Raw genomic sequence first — 21015 nt, forward strand, 5'->3', positions numbered from 1 at the left:
TATGAACGACGTGGACCTGACGGCAGAGAAGTACGAGAAACACCGGGAAGCCGGGGAGATTCTCGCTGAAGTTCGTGACGAAGCCGCAGAGCGCGTCGAGGTTGGTGTCAGCCACCTCGAAATCGCTGAGTGGGCCGAAGATCGGATCCGAGAACTCGGCGGGGAGCCGGCCTTTCCGGTCAATATCAGTATCGACGAGGAAGCTGCTCACGCGACGCCCAGCGTCGAGGACGACGAAACCTTTGGTGAAGAACTGATCAATCTCGACATCGGCGTCAGCGTCGATGGCTGGCTGGCTGATACGGCCGTCACTGTCGACCTCGCTGGCCGTGACGAACTCGCCGAGGCATCCGCCGAGGCGCTCGATGCAGCCCTTGACATCGTGCAAGCGGGTGTCGAAACCGGCGAGATCGGTGCCGTCGTCGAGGAGACGATCGAGGGCTACGGATTCAACCCCGTCGTGAACCTTACGGGCCACGGACTCGGCCAGTACGAACAACACACGGAACCGAACATCCCGAATCGTGCAGTCGACCAGAGCGTTACGCTGGAAGCCGGTGACGTGGTCGCCATCGAACCGTTCGCCACCGACGGCCCCGGCAAGGTCCGAGAAGGCAGCGACGAGGAGATCTTCGCGCTCGAACGCGAAGGTAGCATTCGGGACCGGCGGGCCAGACAGGCCTTAGAGCAGATCGCCGAGGAGTTCAAGACCCTGCCCTTTGCCACCCGCTGGCTTGACGTCAAGCGGCCCAAGATGGCCCTCCGGCGGCTCAAACAGCAGGACATCATCCACGGCTATCCCGTCCTCAAGGAAGACGACGGCCACTATGTCAGCCAGAAAGAGCACACGATCATCGTCACCGAGGATGGGTGTGAAGTGACGACGCGAAGTCGGTAATTCGGTGGACGATAGCAGTTTGTTTTTCTCAGCCACCACGACGATTGCCGCGCTGCCGATCACCCGGTCCTTTCAGACTGGGCTTGCTGGAACCAGGAGACTGTCACGTTTGCCAACCGCTGGTGGGCGACCGCGTATGTCGTTCCTGACGGCTGATCGCCCGGCTGGCCGGTGTAGCTACCGAACTGCGTGTGATTCACGCCTGGAATGGTTCGAACCGTCGCATTTGCCGGCAGGTTTCCCGTAGTCTGCGCGTAGGTCCCCCAGTCCAGTACGGTATCCGCTTCCCCAGCGACGCTCAACACGGCCAAATCGGTCTCCTCGATCGACTGGTCACAGTAGGAGCCGAACAGCACGACGCCAGAAACGCGGTCGGGGTTGTGTTTCGCGTAGCGACAGGCCATCGCCCCGCCCAGCGAGTGGCCGCCGACGTACCACTGGTCGACGGCAGACTCCTGCATGACTCCTGTCGCTGCGCCCCGTTCCAGAACGGCCAGATTCAGCGGTAACTTGACGACCACGACCGTGACGTTCGCCTCGGCAACCAGCGGCGCCACCGACGAGAGATATGCATCCGGGTGGACGCGTGCCCCGGGATAGAACACCAGTCCAGTGGCCGACGTTGCGTTTGCGGGCGTGAGGACGTAGTCGCCGCCGACGACTTGGAGGGCGACCTGGTCGTTCTCCTGGACAGCCTGGATGCTCTCGGGACTGCCGTGAAACGGCGTTCCGAAGTACAGCAAAACGCCGACGATCGCCACAAAGACAATCACGAATGACCAGACTGCAAGTCGCTCCCGATTTCGTCTCAGCCAGGTCCGAACGTGTCCCATTGAGCACTACTGGTACCGACACATCCCTAATTGTACCGCCTACGGGTGTCGGTCCGGCTTCGTTCGTTACGGTGGCTCTTTGGACAGCACACTGCTTCGTTCCACATGGGATACTCACTCCTGTCGGACATTCTTCTGTATGGCAACAAGCACAGTTCGACCCAAAAATCGTACCATCCAGGCACGGCCGTTCGGCGAAATTCGGGCGTGTGGGGTGTTCGACCTGCCCGGGTTAGTCGTCAGTCGGCGCAGCTTCTGCCGTCGGCGTGTCGTCCACGCTTGCGTGCTCAGGGCCAAAGTACTTCGTCCAGACGACGAGCAGGCTTGGCAAGACGAGCACGCTCGCGAGGAACGCGTAGATGATCGTCAGGCCGGTAATGATGCCGAACTGCTGGAGCGGTGGCAGGATCGCGAACGCAAGCACGCCAAAGCCACCGACCGTGGTGGCGGCACTGCCCAACAGCGCACCGCCGGTGCCGGTGACAGCGGTCTCCATGGCGTCCCACATCGTCTCGGCGCGTTCGAGTTCCTGGTTGTACCGCTCACTGAGGTGGATGCTGTAGGCGACCCCGAGCCCGACGGTCAGGCTCGTGATCATCCCCGTGAGGATGTTGAACGGGATCCCAAGCAGGTACATTGTGCCCAGGATCCAGCTGACACTCATCACCACCGGGAGCAGTGTAAACGCCCCCAGTGAGGCACTTCCCTCCGTGATACGGTAGGTGAACATCAGGAAGGCGAAGACGGCGACGAGTGTAATGAGCAGACTCTCGATCACCGTCTGGAGGAGCTGATCTTGGACGATTTTGAACAGGATCGTCTGCCCCGTCGCAGTGGCGGTGAGGCCATCGCTATCGACCGTCCCCGCGATGTCTCGCATCTGCGTCGTCACTGCACTGCCTGACGTGCCACCTTCGACGGAGATGACCATTCGGACTGCCTCGTAGGAGCCACTGTCCGTCCGGTGGATTACGCCCGCAGCCGTTTCCGGTGCGGTTGCGAAGAGACTGTCATAGACCGCGTTGATGTTCTGGTCGGGCACGCCGTCACCGTTCGTATCGGCCTGGGTGAACGTGGCGTTGAACGTCTCGTTGTCGGCTGCGACCGATTGCATGACCGACAGCGGACTCTGGATGTCCGGATTCCCATTAGAGAGCACCTGGACGTTCGGCGCCACCGAATCGTTGCCAGCAGCCAGGCGTGCGTCGTGTAATTCGCCGATCGCATCGCTCGTGGCGACGGGTCCTTCGATCAGGATCTGCGCCTGGGAGTCCTGGCGCAAGAAGTTCTGGTTTACGTACTTGAGGTTTTCCTTCGCGGAGTAATCGCCGGGTTTGAACGGCTCCGGGAGGTTTTTCGTCCAGTCCGGTGGATCCTCAGCGAGGAAACTTTCTTGGTCGAAGCTCGTGTCGACTTGCGATCCACCGACGGCCCCGGCCGCACTGAGCAAGACGGCGACGATGATGAGGGCGTATGGTGCCTTGCGAGCCCCCGTCGCACCGATACTGAGCAGCGAACTGAATCGCCCGCCACCGGTTCCAAAGGCGGGCTTTTTGCGGTCGATCCCGCGGCCCTCGAGGAACTCGTCGATCTCCACTTTCAGTGCTGGGATCAAGATTCCAAACACGAGCAGTGCGGCGACGATCCCGACTGAGCTCACGATGCCGAAGTCCTGAATCGGTGGCACCGGACTCGTGAGATTCGAGAGGAAGCCGATGGCTGTTGTCGCCGTCACCCAGACCAGCGCGACGCCAACCCCGGCTAGCCCGACGCCCATTGCGCCACGCACACTACTCGCGGTGTGGTCGTTGTGGCGTTCCTCACGATGACGCATGAAGGTGTGGATCGCGTAGTCGATGCTCAGCCCGATCAACAGCACCGGAACGGCGATGAACATCTGATTGAACGGAATGTTGGCCCAGCCCATGAACCCGAATGTCATGATGAGGACGGCACCGATTCCAACGATCCCGAGGAGGATATCCAGGACGTCCCGGTAGGCGACGATCAGCGCCAGGACGACGAACAACAGCGCGAGTGGCCCGACAATGGCCAGGGAGTCGGTCATCGACCGGTTGATCTCGTCGGAGATTTTGCCAGTCCCGAAGACGATCGCTTCGTCGTTTTCGACGGTCGCTCCCGACACGATCGATTCCATCGCGAGCTGGGAATCCATCAGTCGATCACTGACGGCACCGGCTGAGAGTTCGCCCTCGGACGTCTGGCTGATGATCCACATCGTGGCGTTGGCGTTCGGACTACCGGGTTCATACCCAGTCGGCATGAACGCGAACGCCTGCCCACTTCCGCCGTTTTCGCTCAGAATCTGGCCGAGTACAGCGTCGATTTCGGACTCGTTCATTGACGCGAGTTGCTCACGCTGGGCGGACAGCGACGCGGAACTCGCGTTGTCCAGTCGTGACTGTAGTGTCTGAAGCTCCGCACCGACTGATTTGAGGCGCTGTGCTTTCGACTCAAGACTGCTTGCCCGGTCTTGGAGTGCCGTTCGATTGCGCTGTAGCTGCTGGTATTCCGAACGAAGGACTCCCTGCGTTCCGAGTTTGTAGGCCGCTTGGATTTGCGACTCGTTGGTTGCGGCCCGGAGCTGCTGGACCGACTGATTGAACGTCAGAAAGTGCTCGTCGTCCAGCGCCACTGTCGAGTTCGCGTCGACCTGCTCGAACAGCGTCCGTGCGTCCGACGCGGGCGTGCGCTGGACTGTCTGTAGAGCACGCTTGAGTCCGTCCGCCGTCTCGTTGAGCGTTGTGGCGCGTTGTTTGAGCTGTGCGGTCTGCTCTGCGATGGCTGTTCGCTCGCTCGCGACTGTCGCGTTCAATCGCTCGAACTCGACTGCAGTCGGTCGTAGCTGCTGGCCAATCTCCGCTTGGATGCCAGCCGTTGCGACGATATTGGGGATGCCGACAATCGCGTTTTGCTTGGCCAACGTGCGATTGACTGTCTCGTTGGCACGGAGCTCGGCCTGCATTGCCAGCATCTCCGTCAGTGACTCCTTATCGAGGACGTTCTCGTCCCGGATGATTGCCTGTACCGACGTCGTGTTCGATTCTCCTGAGGAGAAATTCGTATCTATATAATCTAACTTTTCGGACTCTGTTGTCTGGCCCTGAAACTGATCCAGAGACGATGATTGTGATACCTGTGTCGCTCCAGCGCCGACGGCGACCGTCAACACCAGAAGCACCACGATGGCGATCTTGCTGTGTTCGATCACCTGCTCGAACAGCCGGTCAATCAGTCCCACTGTCTGGCCTCCTCGTATTGTCTGCGGTCATTATCTGATCTCGACGCTGACTAAACATTTAGTCAGTATATATGTGGCGGTTTCGGAACCTGGGACGGATTCGTCTGAGTGGGCGCGAAAATACGTTCTTCTGTGGCAACGTCCACACATAGTATCGTTCGGCAGTCACGAACAAATCAACACGTATTCGTCATATACTGGTCTTGTGGGGTCTATGTTCCTCTCATATTGTTCGTCTTGTTTGTCGACCGACTACCGCTCAGTCTTGCGATTGTCTTTATACTCGCGCCACCAGCCAAGGCGGTCCCGGAGCCACAAGATTTACTACCTACTGAACGGTTATTCAGCATATGAGCCGCCAACAGTATGATCCGCGACCGTACATTGCCGCGTTGCTCGGTTCTCTGCTGACAGGGCTTGGGCACGTGTATCTCGGTCGCTGGAAACGCGCAGTCGGCTGGTTTGCTCTTCTCGTCTGGAGCAGCGCTGTGTTCGTCGGTCCACAGACAAGCCAGCCTCTCGCCTCGGGAGGACTGACTGGCTCACTGTCGATGGTCCCGCTGTTTTTGATCAGTATCATGAGTATTGTTGACGTGTTCCTGGTCGCTCGCCGGGATCGGCTGTCTGCAACCACCGATTCGGAACCATCGTTCGAGGCGTGTCCGGACTGCGGACGGGATCTAGATCCTGCTGTAGATTTCTGTCCGTGGTGCGGGGCTGACCGTCCTGCCGAGCGCACTGCTTGAGGAGACAGCGAGTTGGGATATGCGGCTCTGTCATGACTGAGGTGAGCGGAGACGAGACGCGGGCGGCAATCAGGCGGGCTACGTTCCAGGCGCTTCGTCGCCACGGGTACGCAAACCTGTCGATAGCACATATCGCTACCGAGCTTGGAAAGAGCAAATCGCTCCTGTATTCCTACTACGAATCCAAGGACGATGTACTTGTCGCGCTGCTCGATCACACTATTGAGGGGTATGGTAGCGACCCATCTCTCAGTGCGGATACATCGATAGAGGACACACTCAAACAGTTTCTCGAGACGCTTCTTGTCCCACCGGACGTCGACGAAGAGTCAGAACTGATCGCGGTCCTGCTCGAACTCCGTGTGCAGGCAGTCTCGGACATCGCCTACCGTGAGCGGTTCACAATCTTAGACCAGCGCCTTCGAATCACGATTACTGATATGATCGAGCGCGGCATCGAGGCTGGCGAGTTCGCATCTGTCGACGCGACGCGAATAGCGGCCCACGTTGTTCTCATCATAAATGGAATGATGCTCCAGCAAGCAACGACTGCGGCGGACGCCTCAATGCCGACGGGACCCCGACAGATGCTCTACTCGTATCTCGACGAGACACTTGGAACGAACTACGTAGTGGACCGGCGGTAATCTCACCGATGGGGCACGCTTGGGACCGCGCCTGACTCTTTCTCTCCCAACTGTGCTATCGCAGTTGTTGCAGGTGAGAGAGAAGCAGGCAGTCCACACGAGCTACTGGATGTCGTTTTCGTCGAATGGTTGCCCGGAGCGGTCCTCAGTTATGGGGGTTCTGGACCGCCGTTCCGGGACGGCCATTCGTTACGGGGGAGCGTGGTCGATGCGTGGAGCGTGGATGCGGGTTCGGGGAGGGAAACGTCCAGACACAGGGGGTGGGTCGCGACGGGCCGACAGAACCTGGTCCCACTGGAGCTGTGTTGGGCAGTTCAGATGGCTGTTGACTGTGCGATGAGCGCGAGAATCACTTGCTGGCTGTGTTTCCCTCCGTAGATTACTAACTAATTGGTCAGTATCAATCTTTTGATCGCTGTCAGGGGCCCGTGAGTCGGACTGCTATTGATTGCGAAGGGACGAAAGATCATCTAACGCCAGGTCCTCGCTGGGATCGAGTGCTTATCGAGCGGTCAAAACAATTAATTGCGTGATGTCTCTATGTATTCCTAGCATGGAAGATTCTCCGCGAACTCCTGACCCAGACGGTCACGAGGAAATCATGCGCGCAACCTATCGTGCATTGTGTGAGTACGGGTATGCGGATCTTACAATCAAACGGATCGCCAAGGAGTACGGCAAAACCACTGCGGCTATCCACTACCACTATGACACAAAAGACGATCTGCTGTTGGCGTTCCTCGATCACATACTTGGCGAATACGTGAGTGCACTCCACGAAGTACAGGCGACCGATCCCCAGGAACGTCTCGAATTACTTGTCGAGAAATTACTCATGGATCCGCGGGACCACCACGATCTTCTCGTTGCGCTCGCTGAAATGCGTAATCAGACCCTCCACAAGGAATCATTCAGTCTCCGGTTCAAGGAGACTGATCAATATATCAGCTATCTCCTCAAAACGGTCATCGAGCAGGGCATCTCCGACGGAGTCTTTTGCGATGTTGATCCGGCACACGTCGCTCAGACTCTGCTCATGATTGTCAACGGCGCTCGTGCTCGCTCGATCTACTTAGATGAAGACAGCATCGTGGCCGATGCGAGACAAGCCGCTGACGAGTATCTCACGGCACAACTGTTCGTCGAGAGTCCCTCGCACAGTCAGTAGCCTGGTTCAGTCTGCTTTGTCTCTTCGCTTGTCCGGATGTCTCGCGGTCGCGAAAGAAGCACACAGACAGTGATACGCGAACAGTTGCGTTGTTCAACGAACTGCCGGTTGGGTCACCTGGACGCTTGGCTGGTATCGTCTCTTGGGTTGCTTACAACTAGGCCGTAACAGTTATATACTTACTAACCAATTAGTTAGTAATTGCCATGTGGAGAATTCACCTCATATGAGCCTGTCACGAGACAGCGTTCTGAATTCGGTCCAGGCTTGGAATCAGGATGGGCGTCTGTACGTCGCTGTCGGCCTGACTGCGGCCATCCTGTCACTCGTGTTTATTCCATTGTTAGGCCTTGCCGCCGTGTATTGCGGGTACAAACTGTACGCTACCCAGGAACGAACGATACTAGCCTTGCTACTGTCTGGCTTCGGCGGCTTTGGGTTCCTGTGGTGGATCTTTTACCTCAGTACTCTGTGAATAACCTCCCATGGTAGCTGTTTCTTCTCCCGAGCCCGACATCTCTTGGTGTTACGACGCGGTACAGGGTGTTTCCCGAACCTTTGCTCTAACTGTCGACGCCCTGTCAGAGCCGATGTCGTCACAGATCTGCGTGGGGTATCTTCTGTGTCGCGTGGCCGATACTGTCGAAGACGCCAATCACATCCCGCCTGCTACGCAGGCGTCCCTCCTTCGAACGTTCGGTGCTGCGCTTGATCCGGCCAGTGACGAAACGATACTGGCGTTCCGGGACGCCGTTGACGACTGGCTACCCGCATCAGACAATCGCAGCCCCGATTGGACCGTCGTTGCTCGCTCTCCGACAATTTGGGCGACGTTCACTGCTCAGCCAGCATCTGTCCAGCGAGCCATCGTTCCACCAGTCCGGGAAATGGTCGACGGGATGGTGCTGTTCTTGGAACGCTACGCAGCTTCCGGCGGACTGCGTCTCGGCGATCGTGCTGAACTTGAGGAGTATTGCTACTACGCCGCTGGGACCGTCGGCGAGCTCATCACTAACTTACTGACGCGGGACGAAATCGGACAGGCCCGTGCCCGAACGTTGGACGATACCGCCACCGAGTTCGGACTCCTTTTACAGCTAGTGAACGTCGCGAAAGACGTCTACGACGATTATACGGAAGAAAACAACGTCTATTTGCCCGCTGAGTGGCTCGCCGCCGAGGGGATCAAGCAAGATGCGATTCTCCAGGCGACCAACCGAAACGCAGTTGCGCAGGTCGTCGAACGGACTGCTGCCTACGCGTCGACATTTCTCGATGATGCCTTGGAGTACATCGATGCAATGCCACTCACTCACGGTAATACGATCGCCGCGTGGTCGGTGCCCTATCTGTTGAGCGTAGGGACAATTCGAGAGTTGCGTGACCGCCCAGAAGATGCACTTACCGAAGGCGGAGTGAAAATTTCCCGTCAGGAAGTGTTTGCGATCATGGAAGCAGCAAACGGAACTGGGCGCGATTCGATCGCAGATCTTCGCCAAACTATCGCCGAAACGCCGTACCATCTCGCTATCGACTAACAAGCGCACTCATCTCGGACTCGGGCGTGCGTCTCTCTCATGGCTTGTTTGTCACAAAAGCCCAATACGAACGAGCCGCTCCGGGACAACCGAACGCTTTTCAGACGCTTTGGTGTCTCACACCGCGGGCAGAAACGCGTGAATGTAGCGGTCACCCGCCTCGGGTCAATGGTTCGAGCGTTTTTGGGTCTCGTCAGCTGCACACGGCGCTTGGGCCGCTCGTCGGTTCGTGAGACTTCGTCACACGCTCATCACGAACATCTTCGATTTTGAACGACCCCGTGTCATCTGCCTTGACAACCTGTACACGCCGATGCAAGCAATTCAGCTATGCCCGGATCACCGCTAGTCCGTCTCATTCACCGCTAGTCGGACAGCAACGAGGAATCGGTCCCGTAAACCCGTTCGGCAAACAGCAGCGCAACTAGCGCAAAGATACGAATTGCATACGATCCAGCGGCGAATACGGCGTCTTCGAGTGTGGGATATTCGCCTGTTCGAAAGATGATGGCTTTCCTGAGCATCGCTATGACTCCGGTATAGATAACGAGTTGGTCAATCCGTCGCGTGTCGTTCTCTTCGACGTATGCTAGCACCGTGTGGTACACTTCGCCGATGATTAACAGGAGAAATCCAGTATCTATGAAGCCAATGACGACGAGAGTTCGGGTTCGACACGGTCCGAAGAGTTCTCTGGAGGCTCTCGTGCCGGTTCACTCACTCGCAAAACTCGTTCGCACAGAACAGCGGGCGCGAAGGGATTTGAACCACGCGAACACGGTCGCCTCGCTACGCTCGGCGCTGCGTGTTCTCTACTTCAAATCCCTTCGATACAGCTGGCAGAGCTCACTGTCGTTCGCACAGAACAGCGGGCGCGAAGGGATTTGAACCGGAGGCAGACGGTCGCTCACTTTGTTCGCGCTGCGACTTCTGTCAGAGCTTCGGTCTGACAACGTCTTGCTCGCTCCACTCGCAAGACTGCCAGGGCTCAAACCCCTCCGATAGCACATTTGTTGCTCGCGTTTTGCTCGCAGCAAAATGTTACGGGCGCGAAGGGATTTGAACCACGCCCAGACGTGCTCGCTCTGCTCACGGCTCCGCCGTTCGCATCGAGGTCTCCCTCCGGTCGACCTCGCTCTCGCTGCGCGCGACTGGTCTGCTCAAATCCTTCGTGCCGGTTCGCTCGTTTCTCACTACGTTCGAAAACTCGCTGCACGGGCGCGAAGGGATTTGAACCCCTGACCTCTTGGTCCGGAACCAAGTACTCTGTCCACTGAGCTACGCGCCCTCACGTGATTGTTTTCCAGGGGCGAATAAAACGGTTGTGAACCGGCCCGAGACATACGGATTGCTGTGAGTGAGACCCAATCGACCGCACGACTACGTGTGGTTCGAGCGGAAACAGTCACAGCAATCCGTATCAGGGCGTCTCGCTGGTCTCGATCGTGAGATCGCTCGTCGGATAGGCCGTACAGGTGAGACAATACCCCTTCTCCAACTCGTCGTCGCTGAGCGTGTCGTTGTTGGAGTGGCGGATATACTCGTCGGCGTCGCCGTCTTTGACTTGCCCACCACAGGAGAGACACTGTCCCTGCCGGCAGGAATAGGGCAGGTCCCAGTCTTCGTCCTCGCCGGCTTCGAGAATCGTCTCGTTGTTGGCCACTTCGATCGTCTCGCCCTCCTTGGCGAACTCGACTTCGTGGTACTCGATTTCGTCTTCGGCGATCGCGTCGGGATCGAAACCAGTCTCTTCGGCTTCGGTTTCACCTTCTGCGAGTTCACCGTCGGCTCCTTCAGCAGGGAGCGCGGCCCCGCCGCCGCCGATCGCGCGATTCATCGGTTCCGGAAAGTCAGTCTCCGGGACGGCTGCAGCCCGGCGTTCGAGTACCTCCGCGGAGATATCTTCAGTGGGCTCCCAGCCAGTCCCGCTGACGTAGTGCAACAGGACGGCAACGGCCGCAAACCCGGCGCCCAGCGCGACGCCCAGTGTCTGAACCATGTTGTCGCCGGATACGGAACAAAGGTTTAATTAGCTGTTGCTTGTGCCAATCAACCCCGGAAGGCGGTGTATCAAAAACTGTCATTTGTACTATCGTCTATAGCAACTACGACAGTTGACGATATTCTCCGGTCTGATCGCACTGGCAGTCTTCACGGTGTCAATCCACAGGATGACTACTCGTGCTCCGCGAATCTAGCATCGAAACAGCTGTCGATTACGCTGTCGGTACCGGGATTTTCGACACGCGTCGGACTCAAAATATATCAACGACTGGAACGACGGTCCTGACGGAGGATCACACACATATGTCAACACCGATAGCTGGGGTAGGGATGACGAAGTTTGGCGAGATGCCTGACCGAACAGGACGAGATCTATTCGCCGACGCAGGTGAGAGCGCGATCAAGGACGCCGGGATCGATCGCGAGGAGATCGATGCCCTCTACGTGGGCAACTTCATGGGGGAACTCTCGGAACGCCAGGGCCACATGGGCCCACTGATGGCCAAGATGCTCGGCCTGGACGTCCCCGCGACGCGCGTCGAAAGCGCTTGTGCCTCGGGCGGAATGGCCGTCCGACAGGGGATCCACGCCATCCGCGCTGGATCGGCCGATGTCGTCCTCGTCGGCGGCGTCGAACGAATGCACAACATGGGCACGACCGGTGCGACCGGCGGCCTCTCTGTCGCCGCCGACGACCTTTGGGAGATCAAACACGGGATCACCTTCCCGGGCGCCTATGCCCTGATGGCCCAACGGTACTTCGCCACCCACGGCGGCGACCGCGAGGACCTCGCCGAAGTCGCGGTAAAGAACCACGCCAACGCGGCAAACAACCCACTCGCCCAGTATCAGAGTGAAATCACCGTCGAGAAAGTGCTGGACGCCTTCCCGGTCGCCGACCCGCTGGGGCTGTTCGACGCCAGTCCGATCACCGACGGGGCCGCGGCAGCGCTGCTCGTTAGTGAGGACTACGCCGCCGAGCACGATCTGGACGCCGCCGTTTCGATTGCCGGGACTGGACAGGGAACCGACGACCTCGCCTTACAGCACCGTGACTCGTTGACCTGGACGCCCGCAACGGCCGACGCCGCCGAAGAGGCATACACCGACGCCGGGATCGACGCCGAGGACGTCGACTTCCTCGAAGTCCACGACTGCTTCACGATCGCCGAAGTCCTCGCCCTGGAGGGACTCGGTCTGTACGACCCTGGCGAGGCGATCACCGCCGCCAGGGAGGGCGAGACGACTGCCGACGGCGAGCTACCCGTCAATCTCTCGGGCGGCCTGAAAGCAAAGGGCCATCCAGTCGGAGCGACTGGCGTCGCCCAGATCACCGAGATGACGAAGCTCTTCCGCGGCGATCACGTCAACAGCGACGCCGTCGAGAATGCCGAGGTCGGCCTGACGCACAACGCCGGTGGGACAGTCGCGTCTGCTGTGGTTCACGTCCTGGAGGTGGAAGCATGAGCGAGGAAGTCAGAGACGATGGCTACGACGACTTCATGGACGCTCTGGAGGAGGGCGACCCGTACTACATCGAGTGTGCCAACGGCCACGCCTCCCTCCCGCCCCGTAGACTCTGTCCCGAGTGTGCCAGTGACGATCTCGAGGAGGCAGCGCTCCCGGAAACTGGCGAACTCCTGACCTACAACGTCACGCACGTCCCGACGCCGGCCTTCGCGGACGACGTGCCGTTCGTGCTCGGGATCGCCGAGTTTGGGGATGTGCGGCTGACCGGCCAGATTCGGGCCGAAAGCGAAGACGTCGAGGTCGGTGAGAGTGTCTCGATCGGCACCGACGTCAGCGAGACGAACGGCGAGCGATACATCGCCTTCGACCTCGCGTAACGGCTTCGTCGCTGTTTTCTTTTTGCCGCCCGGGTGTTGTCTATGGACGAGCGCATCAGAAGACACGCCGAGATTCTGGTCGACTGGAGTGCACAGATTGAGAGTGGTGACGATATCGTCCTCAGTATCGACGAAGGGGCACACGACCTTGCCGTCGCCGTTGCCGAGGTCCTCGGCTACCGTGGGGCCAATCTCGTAAGCGTCTATCGATCCGACGAGATCCAGCGCGCGTATCTCCGTGCACACGATGGGGAATTCGATGCTGATCCGACATTCGAGAAGTCGCTGTACGAGAACGCGGATCGCGTTCTGCTCCTGAAAGGGTCCCGAAATACCGCCGCGATGGCAGACGTGCCCGACGAGCGCCAGCAAGCCCACGCCAGAGCGCGCCAGGGCATCCGCGAAGCCCGCCTGGCAACCGACTGGGTTTCGACACTCCACCCGACGCGAGCCCTCGCCCAGCAGGCCGGGATGGCGTTCGAGGAATACCGCGAATTCGTCTACGATGCCACCCTGCGGGACTGGGAGTCCCTGGCCGAGGAGATGGGCCGGCTCAAGACGATCCTCGATGACGGGAGCGAGGTCCACATCGACGCCCCCGGAACGGATCTCTCGCTCTCGATCGAGAATCGGACGGCAGTCAATAGCGCAGCTTCGGTGGCCTACGACTCGCACAATCTGCCCAGTGGCGAAGTATTTACCGCCCCTGCCGACGCCGACGGCGAGATTACCTTCGACGTGCCGATGACGGTCCGGGGCGAGCGCCTTCGGGATGTCCGTCTCACCGTCGAAAACGGTGAAGTCGTCGATTTCGAGGCAGCGAGCGGCGAGGAGACGCTGGCCGCGTTGCTCGACACCGACGACGGTGCGCGCCGATTCGGTGAGCTCGGCGTCGGGATGAACTGGGGGATCGACCGCTTCACGGACAATATCCTCTTCGACGAGAAGATGGCCGAGACCGTCCACCTCGCACTGGGCCGGGCCTACGACGCCTGTCTGCCAGAGGGCGAGTCGGGCAACGACAGCGCGATCCACGTCGATCTGATCACTGAGATGAGTGAAGACGCGACGCTGTCGGTCGACGGTGAAGTCATTCAGCGGGACGGCGTCTTCCGGTGGGAAAGCGGGTTCTAATCGTCGTCAGCAGTATACGCGCTGCTTCGATGTTCGATCCGATGAACTTCGGGGGCGGGCGATCCCCGATCAAGCATGCACGCGAGGCGGTACTGACCGACGCGAAGTTTCGAGAACGGGCTCTTACTGAAGACAGTGAAATAGCAGAATCCATCAAGAAACGAGTGGGTCGATCAGTGCAAGATAGAAGGCGCGTATCTTGCACTGACGGTTAGTGTAGATTGAGGTCACAGGATAGGTCAGTACAGGAACATTCTTAAACGATTGGGTTCGAAATTAGCTATTAGACTGATCTGATAATTACTGTATGATTGCTCTCGGCCCGCGGTCTCAGCCAGCGATCATTGGGAAAAAACCGTAAGTACTGCCGCTACGATGTCCCCGCTCTGCCCTACTGCCCCTCGTGCGGGTCGGAAGTGGATGGAGAGGCCCAGTTCTGTCCTGAGTGTGGCGAAGCACTGGGTGAGGGGACACAGACTCAACAAAAGCAGTCACCGCCATCGCAGGCCGGACAACAACCGGCCCAGACACCATCTCAGCAGACCACCCAGTCCGGTCGCTTGAGCTGGAAGGGCTGGGCGTACATCTCAATCGGGTGTTCGGTTATCGCACTCATGCTATTCCCACCCGTCTTCGGGATTGCTGGCATCTTTTCCGGGTATCAGGTGCACAAACGCGGCCGTGAAGGCCAGGGGATTGTCCTGATGATCGTGGCTGGCATTGCGTTGATCGCAGGGATGCTTATCGGCGCCTACGTCTTCACCAGCTGATATTGTGGCTACAGCGGATGGATCGTCGCGCTGGTGTAGCCGGCGGTCATCGGGAGAGAACCCGCCGTCAGATCAAACATTGCCCATAGGGCAATGTTTGATCATGTGCGGAGAAGGTTCGTTGACATCACCCCGCCGCCACATCCATCGTTATCCCGAATACCTAAGTCCGTGTACCGCATTGGTACCAATATGGCACTGAATCGTGAGGCCGAACGAGACATGGCCCGTGACGTCGAAGAAAACGCGGAATTGTACGAAGCGCTGGCTGCGTCGGCCGACGACGAATAGTAATCGCTTTCCTATCCTTCGACTCGAAGGACCGTTTTGAAGTACAAGAGCCACACCAAGAAGAGTCGGTCGTGGCGATACAGCGTGTCGAGTCTGACGTTCTCGATCTCTCTTCTGATTGCGTGTGACCGGAGCACGACGTCGCGAGTGAGTCTTGGTGGCCACTGTCCTGGGGGGATCCCATTGTCCTGCAGGAGTTTTCGGAGTGTGGCGATCGCCGTGCGGTGGTTCGCATCGGGGAAGAAGTGACGCCCGGCGACGGCATGGACCCAGCCAGCACACTGCTCATAGACCGGCGCGTCGGTCGGGAAGTCTCTGAGAATCTGCCGAAGATCGCCGTTTCGGGTGACCCAGATTTTGTGGCGAGCGTCTTGGTGGGTCTGATGGTCGAATAGCTCATACTCTTTGTCGCTCGTCAGAAAATTCGTGTTTCGTTGTTTGAAGTTTTCGGCCCCGATACCGGAGAGGTCCGTGATCCGCGGGGCGTCGGGCTCGCCGCCTTCCCAACCACTCGCCATGATCGCGGCTTAGTAGGGTGTAGGGAAAAAGTTAGCCGACCCGCGGTGCGTAGCCGGCGGTCATCGGGTAATTATCCTATCGGTTCCAGAATATCCGGAACAACTCCCTTCGCCCAGGGATGACAATCTGGACCAAGACAACAACCAAGATAAGGATCGCCAGTGCAAACAGCGCCGCCGGCTCTCCGTTCAGAGCCGCGCCGATCAAGCCTTTGCCATCCGATAGTAGTGTCTCGATCACATCACGCATTGCTGTCGCGGGTGCGCCGCCAGCGAATAGAACAGCAAAGAGAATCACGGGGAGCGGTAATAATTTCACGGCGTGTTCCAGCAAATGACCGGGATAGTCAACATCTACCATGGTTGGTATTATTGGCTAGCAAATAGATGAGCTTTGTCCGACGAAGTTTATTACGGACAGAGTACAGTGAAACGGCTACTGTCTACATCTCAGTAGAGCGCGGTAGTTTTAGTAGATATGGAACGGAACGAACGAGACTACCGTGCTGGATAGATCCTCTATATCTTGCATGCCAACTAGTAGTCGTGTGAGCAGATCATACATTATTTCGCCAGATTAGGCAAGAGCTTCGAGACGATTCGATCCTGGATGTGCGGATCGAGTTTGTCAAACTGCTCTGCGGCTTGGGACGTGAACGCCCAGGTCCAGTTTCCCTCACTTGTCATCGTTTTTCCGGCCCATCATCGCCAGCACCTCGTCTCGTGAGACGAGTTTGGCGCCGTCCGACCGCAACTCGTGTTCGCTCGCCGCGATCTGTTTCCACCCGTCCCGGGAGAACGCCGGATGTTTCACAGCGTCGCGGGCGGCGTACCGGAGGAACTCGCTACGGGAATTGAATCCCTGTTCCTTTCATTCGGTCGGGCGTAATCAATTTCGGCAGTGGATCAGATACTGCGTCTGTTCAGAGCTGAAAAAGTGTGTTCGGCACAGGTGGCCGGCAAAACAATTACGCACGACCGTATCAGGTGGTACCGATGTCGTCGAGAAATGCCTGACTGAGCCGGAGGTTGATCTGTACCGTTTCCGAGTCATCGTCGCCAATCTCGGAGGTCGAATTGGACATATACGTAACTTCACGCTTGGGATGGATATGTCTTCTAGGCTCTTCCCTGATCTAGTGAAATAACTATCTGATTAGTAACATTGTTATGAGTTGCCGTGCAAGATGGAAGGCGCGAGTCTTGCACGACGTGCTGCTCAAATGGCAGGCGAAGAGAATTAGTCGATACAGTGGACGTGACTACCATCTATCCGTGTTACAAACCCTTAATCAGAAAATTGATGGTTATATATAAGTATATCCGAGTTATGTAACTAACTGATGGTTCAGAACACGACCAGGCGGACGTTTCTCAAGAGTATCGGTGCGACAGCAGCGACTGCGGGTGTGGCAGGGACGGCGAGTGCGCAAGAATATCGCACGTCGACCCGGTTCGCGGTGTTCAACATCGAGGAGCTGACGACCGGGCAGGTACAGGAGACGGAATCCAGTTTCTCTGCTGACGATTCGACCGACGAACAGGCTGAGGCGGCCGCACGCGTCATTCAGGAGATCCGTCCCGATGTCATCGCTCTTAAAGAGTTAACGAACAACATCCAGCAAGGAAAAGCGACGGACAAAACGAACGTCCGGGCGTTCATCGACAACTACCTGCGCGAACCCCAGGCGGATCACCTCGACCCGATCGCTTACCCCTACACGCTCCAGCCGAAGAGCAATACCGGCGTCCTTCCGGAAGACGAGGGAGAAACGAACTACGACTTCAACAAGGACGGGGAAGCCGGCTCGCGTCCCGGTGACGCGTTCGGGTTCGGGCTCTATCCCGGCCACTACGCGTTTGCCATCGCGAGCCAGTATCCGATCATCGAGTCGGAGATCCGGACCTTCCGGAAGTTCCGCTGGAAGGACATGCCGGGGAACCTGATGCCGGTTGACGACGGTTCCGAGACCCTCTCGAAGGAAGACGGTGACCTCTGGCTGACTCCGGAAGAGGCCCAGATCTATCGGCTGTCCTCGAAGACGCACATCGACGTGCCGATCCGCATGGACGGGGAGGTCGTCCACGGATTAGTCTCCCATCCGACTCCAGCTGCCTTCGACGGGGCGAACAACTTTAACGAGCGGTGGAACCACGACGAGAACCGGTTCTGGGCCGATTACGTCGCGAGCGCGGACTACATCTACGACGACGACGGCAACGAGGGCGGGCTTGAGGACGGTGCCCCCTACGTGCTGATGGGGGATATGAACACGGGCTTCGGTGGACCGGCGGACACGTTCTTCATCGAAAACGACGACTTCTACACCGAAGAACTCCCCACGAGCGCTGGCGGTAATGCAGTCGGTAATCAGTATGCAACTGCGGAGTTCGGTGGCGGTTCGCTGGTCGACTATGTCCTCCCGTCACCGCATCTTACCTACGAGGGCGGTGCCGTCGTCTGGCCGACCGCGGACGACGAGGGGTCCGGGCTGGCTGAGGCCGCCGAGACTGCATCCGACCACCGGATGGTGTGGGCAGACGCGAATCTCGAACGTCCCGGGCTGATCCGATCGCTGGTGGACCGTCTGTAGCACCCTCCTGCGCTCCGCGATTGTATTATGCTGCCCCACACTTTATCCGTCCACATCTATAATAATTATTGGGGATAGAAACAGGCATTACCCCTTCCGAAACGTCCCTGTACGTGTGTCAAGACTGTGGAACCAGTGTTAAAACTGAACATTCAACTGAGTGTTCCGAATGTGGTGGGAAACTACGAAACACCACGGTCCCGCACGACTAATCACTCAATATCTGGTAACTCTGCAAGCTCAATAGGCGGATAGTTCGGCGAGAGACGGGTGAAAGAAAATGGTGATAGTGGTAGCTTCATCTTCTGTATCAGTCACACCTACTGACAACGTCCGAAGAGTTAGTGAGGACACTGCTGAATACAACGAGCGAGTTTTCCACTCGCGGTCAGTTTGGATCGGCCCCGCTTGATCGGTCAGTACAGACGTAAACGCTTCGGTATGGAGGTTACTGAAATACAGATACGACGGTGATTGGTAGGGACGGACTCATTTGCGATTTATTCCATGACAACAAATAGCATAATACTGTTGGCGCTTCTCGGCACGACTATCACACATTCACCAATAATCAGTGATACAGCCCCAACCAGAGATCGTTGAACAGGCACACGTACTGAGCAGATGATTTACTATCTCAGCCACAAAAGAAGAGCAGCCGTCGTGCTGCATGGATGCTCTGTGCCCTATATCTTGCACGCTCCCTGCTATCAACTTCGAAACATATGGCGCTGTTTCACTGTGTTCAGTAAGAGCCGTCTTCTATATAGATTCAAACCGCTGGAGAGGACAGGACAGGGAAAAGTATCCAGCGAGCTGGCGTCTTCCGCTGGGAAGACGATTGTTAGTCGTCGGCGGTTGTCGCGTCACCGGATGCGTCGGGCACCTCGATCGACGGCGTCGGCAGATCAGGCACTTCTAGGACGCCCCCAGTCGCGGCGCTGGTCGCCAGCGCGGCGAAGCGCTCTAAATTCCCCGTCGCGTTGAGTTGCGGCGGCTCCCATTCAGCAGCACGCTCGCGCAGTTCTTCGTCAGAGACGTCAAGTTCGAGCACACCCTCGTCGACATCGATCCGAATGGTGTCGCCCTCTTCGACGAGCGCGATCGGACCGCCCGCGGCCGCCTCGGGACTGGCGTGGCCGATCGCCGCCCCCCGAGTCCCGCCGGAGAAGCGGCCGTCCGTCAGCAGCGCGACCTCACCCGACAATCGGTGCGAGCCGCTGATCTTCGAGGTCGGTTCGAGCATCTCGGGCATGCCGGGGCCGCCTTTGGGCCCCTCGTAGCGAATGACCACGAAGTCGCCGGGCTCGATCGCACCCTCGTCGTAGGCCGAGAGCATCGCCTGCTGGGACTCGAAGACCCGCGCACGCCCTTCGAATTGGTGCATATCTTCGTCCATCGCGCCGGACTTGACGACTGCGCCCTCGGGTGCGAGATTCCCTCGGAGCACAGACAGTCCACCCTCTTCGTGAACGGGATCGTCTCGCGGTTGGATGACTTCTCCCGGTTCGTCGCCTTCCTCCATGCGTTCGCCGATCGTCTTCCCGTCGACAGTGGGGAGATCAAGATGCAATAGGTCCTCGATGCGGCGATAGAGCGCGGGCAGACCGCCATCCTCGCGTAAGTGTTCCATTCGCCAGGGGCCGGCGGGACTCATGTGTGCGAGGTGGGGGGTCCGCTCGGCGATCTCCTCGAAGTCAGTGAGTGTGATGTCCAGCCCCGCTTCCTGGGCGATGGCGGGGATGTGAAGCATGGTGTTGGTCGAGCCACCGAGTGCAAGGTCGACGGCGACGGCGTTCTCGAAGCTCTCGCGGGTCAGAAAGTCGGAGGGACGCCGGTCCTCGGCGACGAGATCGAGGATCCGCTCGCCGGACTCGCGAGCGATCTCGAACTTACGTTGGTCGGTCGCGCCGTGGGTCGCACACTCGGTCCAGGAGAGGCCCAGCGTTTCGGTGACACAGGCCATCGTGTTCGCGGTGAACATCCCGGCGCACGAACCCTCACCGGGGCAGGCCGAACACTCGAGTTCGTACAATTCGTCGTCGGTCATCTCGCCTTCCTCGTACTGGCTGACGCCCTCGAAGACCGTCACGAGGTCGGCGGGTTCGTCCTCGTACTCGCCGGCGGCCATGTGCCCGCCGGTGACGACGATCGCCGGGATGTCCAGCCGGGCGATCGCCATCAGCATGCCGGGGACGATCTTGTCGCAGGAGGCCAGTGCGACGATCCCGTCGAACTGGTGGGCGTTGGCCATGAGTTCGACGGAGTCGGCGATGACCTCCCGGGAGGGCAGCGACGAACGCATGCCCTCGTGGCCCATCGCGATGCCGTCGTCGACGGCGATGGTGTTGAACTCCAGGGGGGTGCCGCCGGCCTCGCGGACGCCCTCCTTGACGTACTCGGCGAGTTCGTCGAGATGGACGTGCCCGGGGACGATCTCATTCCAGGAGTTGGCGATCCCGATGTGGGGATTGTGGATCTCTTCGTCGCTCAGTCCAGCCGCACGAAACAGCGATCGGTGGGGTGCGCGGTCGGCCCCTTCGGTGACCTCCGCGCTACGAAGCCCCTCCTTCGAGTCGGCCATTGCTACCGTTCTATCGGTGATTGTTCAGGGAGTAGGTTTCGGTTTGCTGGCGGGTCACACGATTCGTCGAGCCCTGCGTCTTGCCGCCGATACCACATCCGATCTTGACTGGATAGTTGGTGAGCACTCTACCACAATTTGTACTCTCCGACCAAGGCAACACATATGAACGAAAAATATT

17 protein-coding genes, 1 tRNA gene and 4 pseudogenes are annotated in these 21015 nt (G+C 58.5%); 11 read left to right on the plus strand and 11 right to left on the minus strand.

The features are described 5' to 3' along the window. Position 1 precedes the first annotated feature (1 nt). Positions 2-898 (plus strand): type II methionyl aminopeptidase, encoded by an 897-nt coding sequence (map, locus tag HZR20_RS11085; RefSeq protein WP_181686785.1) that lies wholly within the window; start codon positions 2-4, stop codon positions 896-898. Positions 899-957: 59 nt separating this feature from the next. Here the strand turns inward: map and HZR20_RS11090 are convergent, their stop codons facing one another. Both HZR20_RS11090 and HZR20_RS11095 read right to left on the minus strand, forming a co-directional pair. Beyond that, positions 958-1659: an alpha/beta fold hydrolase gene (locus HZR20_RS11090; protein ID WP_309484928.1), complete on the minus strand. Its 702-nt coding sequence runs from the start codon at positions 1657-1659 to the stop codon at positions 958-960. 304 nt (positions 1660-1963) lie between these two features. Beyond that, positions 1964-4993, minus strand: coding sequence for an MMPL family transporter (locus tag HZR20_RS11095; protein ID WP_181686789.1), 3030 nt, complete (start codon positions 4991-4993; stop codon positions 1964-1966). Positions 4994-5343: 350 nt separating this feature from the next. On the opposite strand from HZR20_RS11095, the gene HZR20_RS11100 reads away from it, so the two are divergent. The 4 genes from HZR20_RS11100 to HZR20_RS11115 all read left to right on the plus strand — a co-directional run bounded on the left by HZR20_RS11100 (position 5344) and on the right by HZR20_RS11115 (position 9092). After that, the gene (locus HZR20_RS11100; RefSeq protein ID WP_181686791.1) at positions 5344-5739 is read left to right on the plus strand and encodes a zinc ribbon domain-containing protein; all 396 of its coding nucleotides are present in this window, start codon (positions 5344-5346) and stop codon (positions 5737-5739) included. Between the two features lie 32 nt (positions 5740-5771). Then, positions 5772-6386, plus strand: a complete 615-nt coding sequence (locus tag HZR20_RS11105) for a TetR/AcrR family transcriptional regulator (RefSeq protein ID WP_181686793.1) — start codon at positions 5772-5774, stop codon at positions 6384-6386. Between the two features lie 553 nt (positions 6387-6939). Beyond that, the gene (locus tag HZR20_RS11110; protein WP_181686795.1) at positions 6940-7554 is read left to right on the plus strand and encodes a TetR/AcrR family transcriptional regulator; all 615 of its coding nucleotides are present in this window, start codon (positions 6940-6942) and stop codon (positions 7552-7554) included. A gap of 485 nt (positions 7555-8039) precedes the next feature. Beyond that, positions 8040-9092, plus strand: coding sequence for a phytoene/squalene synthase family protein (locus HZR20_RS11115; RefSeq protein WP_181686797.1), 1053 nt, complete (start codon positions 8040-8042; stop codon positions 9090-9092). 365 nt (positions 9093-9457) lie between these two features. Here HZR20_RS11115 and HZR20_RS11120 read toward each other — a convergent pair. From HZR20_RS11120 to HZR20_RS11130, 3 genes and pseudogenes are all read right to left on the minus strand, one after another. Continuing rightward, a pseudogene (locus HZR20_RS11120) lies at positions 9458-9751 on the minus strand (phosphate-starvation-inducible PsiE family protein); the annotation flags it as partial. Between the two features lie 556 nt (positions 9752-10307). After that, positions 10308-10380, minus strand: a tRNA-Arg gene (locus HZR20_RS11125). 132 nt (positions 10381-10512) lie between these two features. Next, the gene (locus tag HZR20_RS11130; protein ID WP_181686798.1) at positions 10513-11091 is read right to left on the minus strand and encodes a 2Fe-2S iron-sulfur cluster-binding protein; all 579 of its coding nucleotides are present in this window, start codon (positions 11089-11091) and stop codon (positions 10513-10515) included. A 308-nt stretch (positions 11092-11399) separates the two neighbouring features. Between HZR20_RS11130 and HZR20_RS11135 the strand changes: the two genes are divergently transcribed. From HZR20_RS11135 to HZR20_RS11145, 3 genes are read left to right on the plus strand one after another with little or no spacing between them, the layout of a single operon-like run. Continuing rightward, complete coding sequence (locus HZR20_RS11135) at positions 11400-12563, plus strand: thiolase domain-containing protein (protein ID WP_181686800.1); 1164 nt, start codon at positions 11400-11402, stop codon at positions 12561-12563. Next, positions 12560-12943: a Zn-ribbon domain-containing OB-fold protein gene (locus HZR20_RS11140; protein WP_181686802.1), complete on the plus strand. Its 384-nt coding sequence runs from the start codon at positions 12560-12562 to the stop codon at positions 12941-12943. Before HZR20_RS11135 ends, HZR20_RS11140 begins: the two co-directional genes overlap by 4 nt. A gap of 42 nt (positions 12944-12985) precedes the next feature. Beyond that, complete coding sequence (locus HZR20_RS11145; protein WP_181686804.1) at positions 12986-14077, plus strand: aminopeptidase; 1092 nt, start codon at positions 12986-12988, stop codon at positions 14075-14077. Here the strand turns inward: HZR20_RS11145 and HZR20_RS14820 are convergent. Next, positions 14074-14196 (minus strand): annotated as a pseudogene (locus HZR20_RS14820) (type II toxin-antitoxin system RelE family toxin); the annotation flags it as partial. The gene HZR20_RS11145 and the pseudogene HZR20_RS14820 overlap by 4 nt on opposite strands. A gap of 225 nt (positions 14197-14421) precedes the next feature. Between HZR20_RS14820 and HZR20_RS11150 the strand changes: the two are divergent. Next, positions 14422-14847 carry a zinc ribbon domain-containing protein gene (locus HZR20_RS11150; protein WP_258560430.1) on the plus strand — a complete coding sequence of 142 codons (426 nt, stop codon included), beginning with the start codon at positions 14422-14424 and terminating at the stop codon, positions 14845-14847. Between the two features lie 302 nt (positions 14848-15149). On the opposite strand, the gene HZR20_RS11155 is transcribed toward HZR20_RS11150, so the two are convergent. From HZR20_RS11155 to HZR20_RS11165, 4 genes and pseudogenes are all read right to left on the minus strand, one after another. Then, positions 15150-15656, minus strand: coding sequence for a hypothetical protein (locus HZR20_RS11155; RefSeq protein ID WP_181686807.1), 507 nt, complete (start codon positions 15654-15656; stop codon positions 15150-15152). 76 nt (positions 15657-15732) lie between these two features. Next, on the minus strand, positions 15733-16017 hold the full coding sequence (locus HZR20_RS11160; RefSeq protein WP_181686808.1) for a hypothetical protein: 285 nt from the start codon (positions 16015-16017) through the stop codon (positions 15733-15735). 224 nt (positions 16018-16241) lie between these two features. Beyond that, positions 16242-16343, minus strand: a pseudogene (locus HZR20_RS14825) (type II toxin-antitoxin system RelE family toxin); the annotation flags it as partial. Beyond that, positions 16333-16527: pseudogene (locus tag HZR20_RS11165) on the minus strand (CopG family transcriptional regulator); the annotation flags it as partial. The pseudogenes HZR20_RS11165 and HZR20_RS14825, both read right to left, overlap by 11 nt. A 472-nt stretch (positions 16528-16999) precedes the next feature. On the opposite strand from HZR20_RS11165, the gene HZR20_RS11170 reads away from it, so the two are divergent. Together HZR20_RS11170 and HZR20_RS11175 are read left to right on the plus strand one after the other, a co-directional pair. After that, positions 17000-18250, plus strand: coding sequence for an endonuclease/exonuclease/phosphatase family protein (locus HZR20_RS11170; RefSeq protein WP_181686810.1), 1251 nt, complete (start codon positions 17000-17002; stop codon positions 18248-18250). 68 nt (positions 18251-18318) lie between these two features. Continuing rightward, positions 18319-18462 (plus strand): rubrerythrin-like domain-containing protein, encoded by a 144-nt coding sequence (locus HZR20_RS11175; protein WP_220132756.1) that lies wholly within the window; start codon positions 18319-18321, stop codon positions 18460-18462. 632 nt (positions 18463-19094) lie between these two features. Here the strand turns inward: HZR20_RS11175 and ilvD are convergent. Continuing rightward, positions 19095-20834 (minus strand): dihydroxy-acid dehydratase, encoded by a 1740-nt coding sequence (gene ilvD / locus HZR20_RS11180; protein WP_181686812.1) that lies wholly within the window; start codon positions 20832-20834, stop codon positions 19095-19097. Positions 20835-21015: the final 181 nt, after the last annotated feature.

The organism is Halorhabdus salina (assembly GCF_013839425.1).
GTDB classification, from domain to species: domain Archaea; phylum Halobacteriota; class Halobacteria; order Halobacteriales; family Haloarculaceae; genus Halorhabdus; species Halorhabdus salina.

Coding starts and splice junctions, on each gene's coding strand:
- HZR20_RS11160 (WP_181686808.1), bottom strand. CDS start 16,017: ATGGTAGATGTTGACTATCCCGGTCATTTGCTGGAACACGCCGTGAAA.
- HZR20_RS11130 (WP_181686798.1), bottom strand. CDS start 11,091: ATGGTTCAGACACTGGGCGTCGCGCTGGGCGCCGGGTTTGCGGCCGTT.
- HZR20_RS11135 (WP_181686800.1), top strand. CDS start 11,400: ATGTCAACACCGATAGCTGGGGTAGGGATGACGAAGTTTGGCGAGATG.
- ilvD (WP_181686812.1), bottom strand. CDS start 20,834: ATGGCCGACTCGAAGGAGGGGCTTCGTAGCGCGGAGGTCACCGAAGGG.
- HZR20_RS11170 (WP_181686810.1), top strand. CDS start 17,000: ATGGTTCAGAACACGACCAGGCGGACGTTTCTCAAGAGTATCGGTGCG.
- HZR20_RS11140 (WP_181686802.1), top strand. CDS start 12,560: ATGAGCGAGGAAGTCAGAGACGATGGCTACGACGACTTCATGGACGCT.
- HZR20_RS11145 (WP_181686804.1), top strand. CDS start 12,986: ATGGACGAGCGCATCAGAAGACACGCCGAGATTCTGGTCGACTGGAGT.
- map (WP_181686785.1), top strand. CDS start 2: ATGAACGACGTGGACCTGACGGCAGAGAAGTACGAGAAACACCGGGAA.
- HZR20_RS11100 (WP_181686791.1), top strand. CDS start 5,344: ATGAGCCGCCAACAGTATGATCCGCGACCGTACATTGCCGCGTTGCTC.
- HZR20_RS11110 (WP_181686795.1), top strand. CDS start 6,940: ATGGAAGATTCTCCGCGAACTCCTGACCCAGACGGTCACGAGGAAATC.
- HZR20_RS11115 (WP_181686797.1), top strand. CDS start 8,040: ATGGTAGCTGTTTCTTCTCCCGAGCCCGACATCTCTTGGTGTTACGAC.
- HZR20_RS11155 (WP_181686807.1), bottom strand. CDS start 15,656: ATGGCGAGTGGTTGGGAAGGCGGCGAGCCCGACGCCCCGCGGATCACG.
- HZR20_RS11105 (WP_181686793.1), top strand. CDS start 5,772: ATGACTGAGGTGAGCGGAGACGAGACGCGGGCGGCAATCAGGCGGGCT.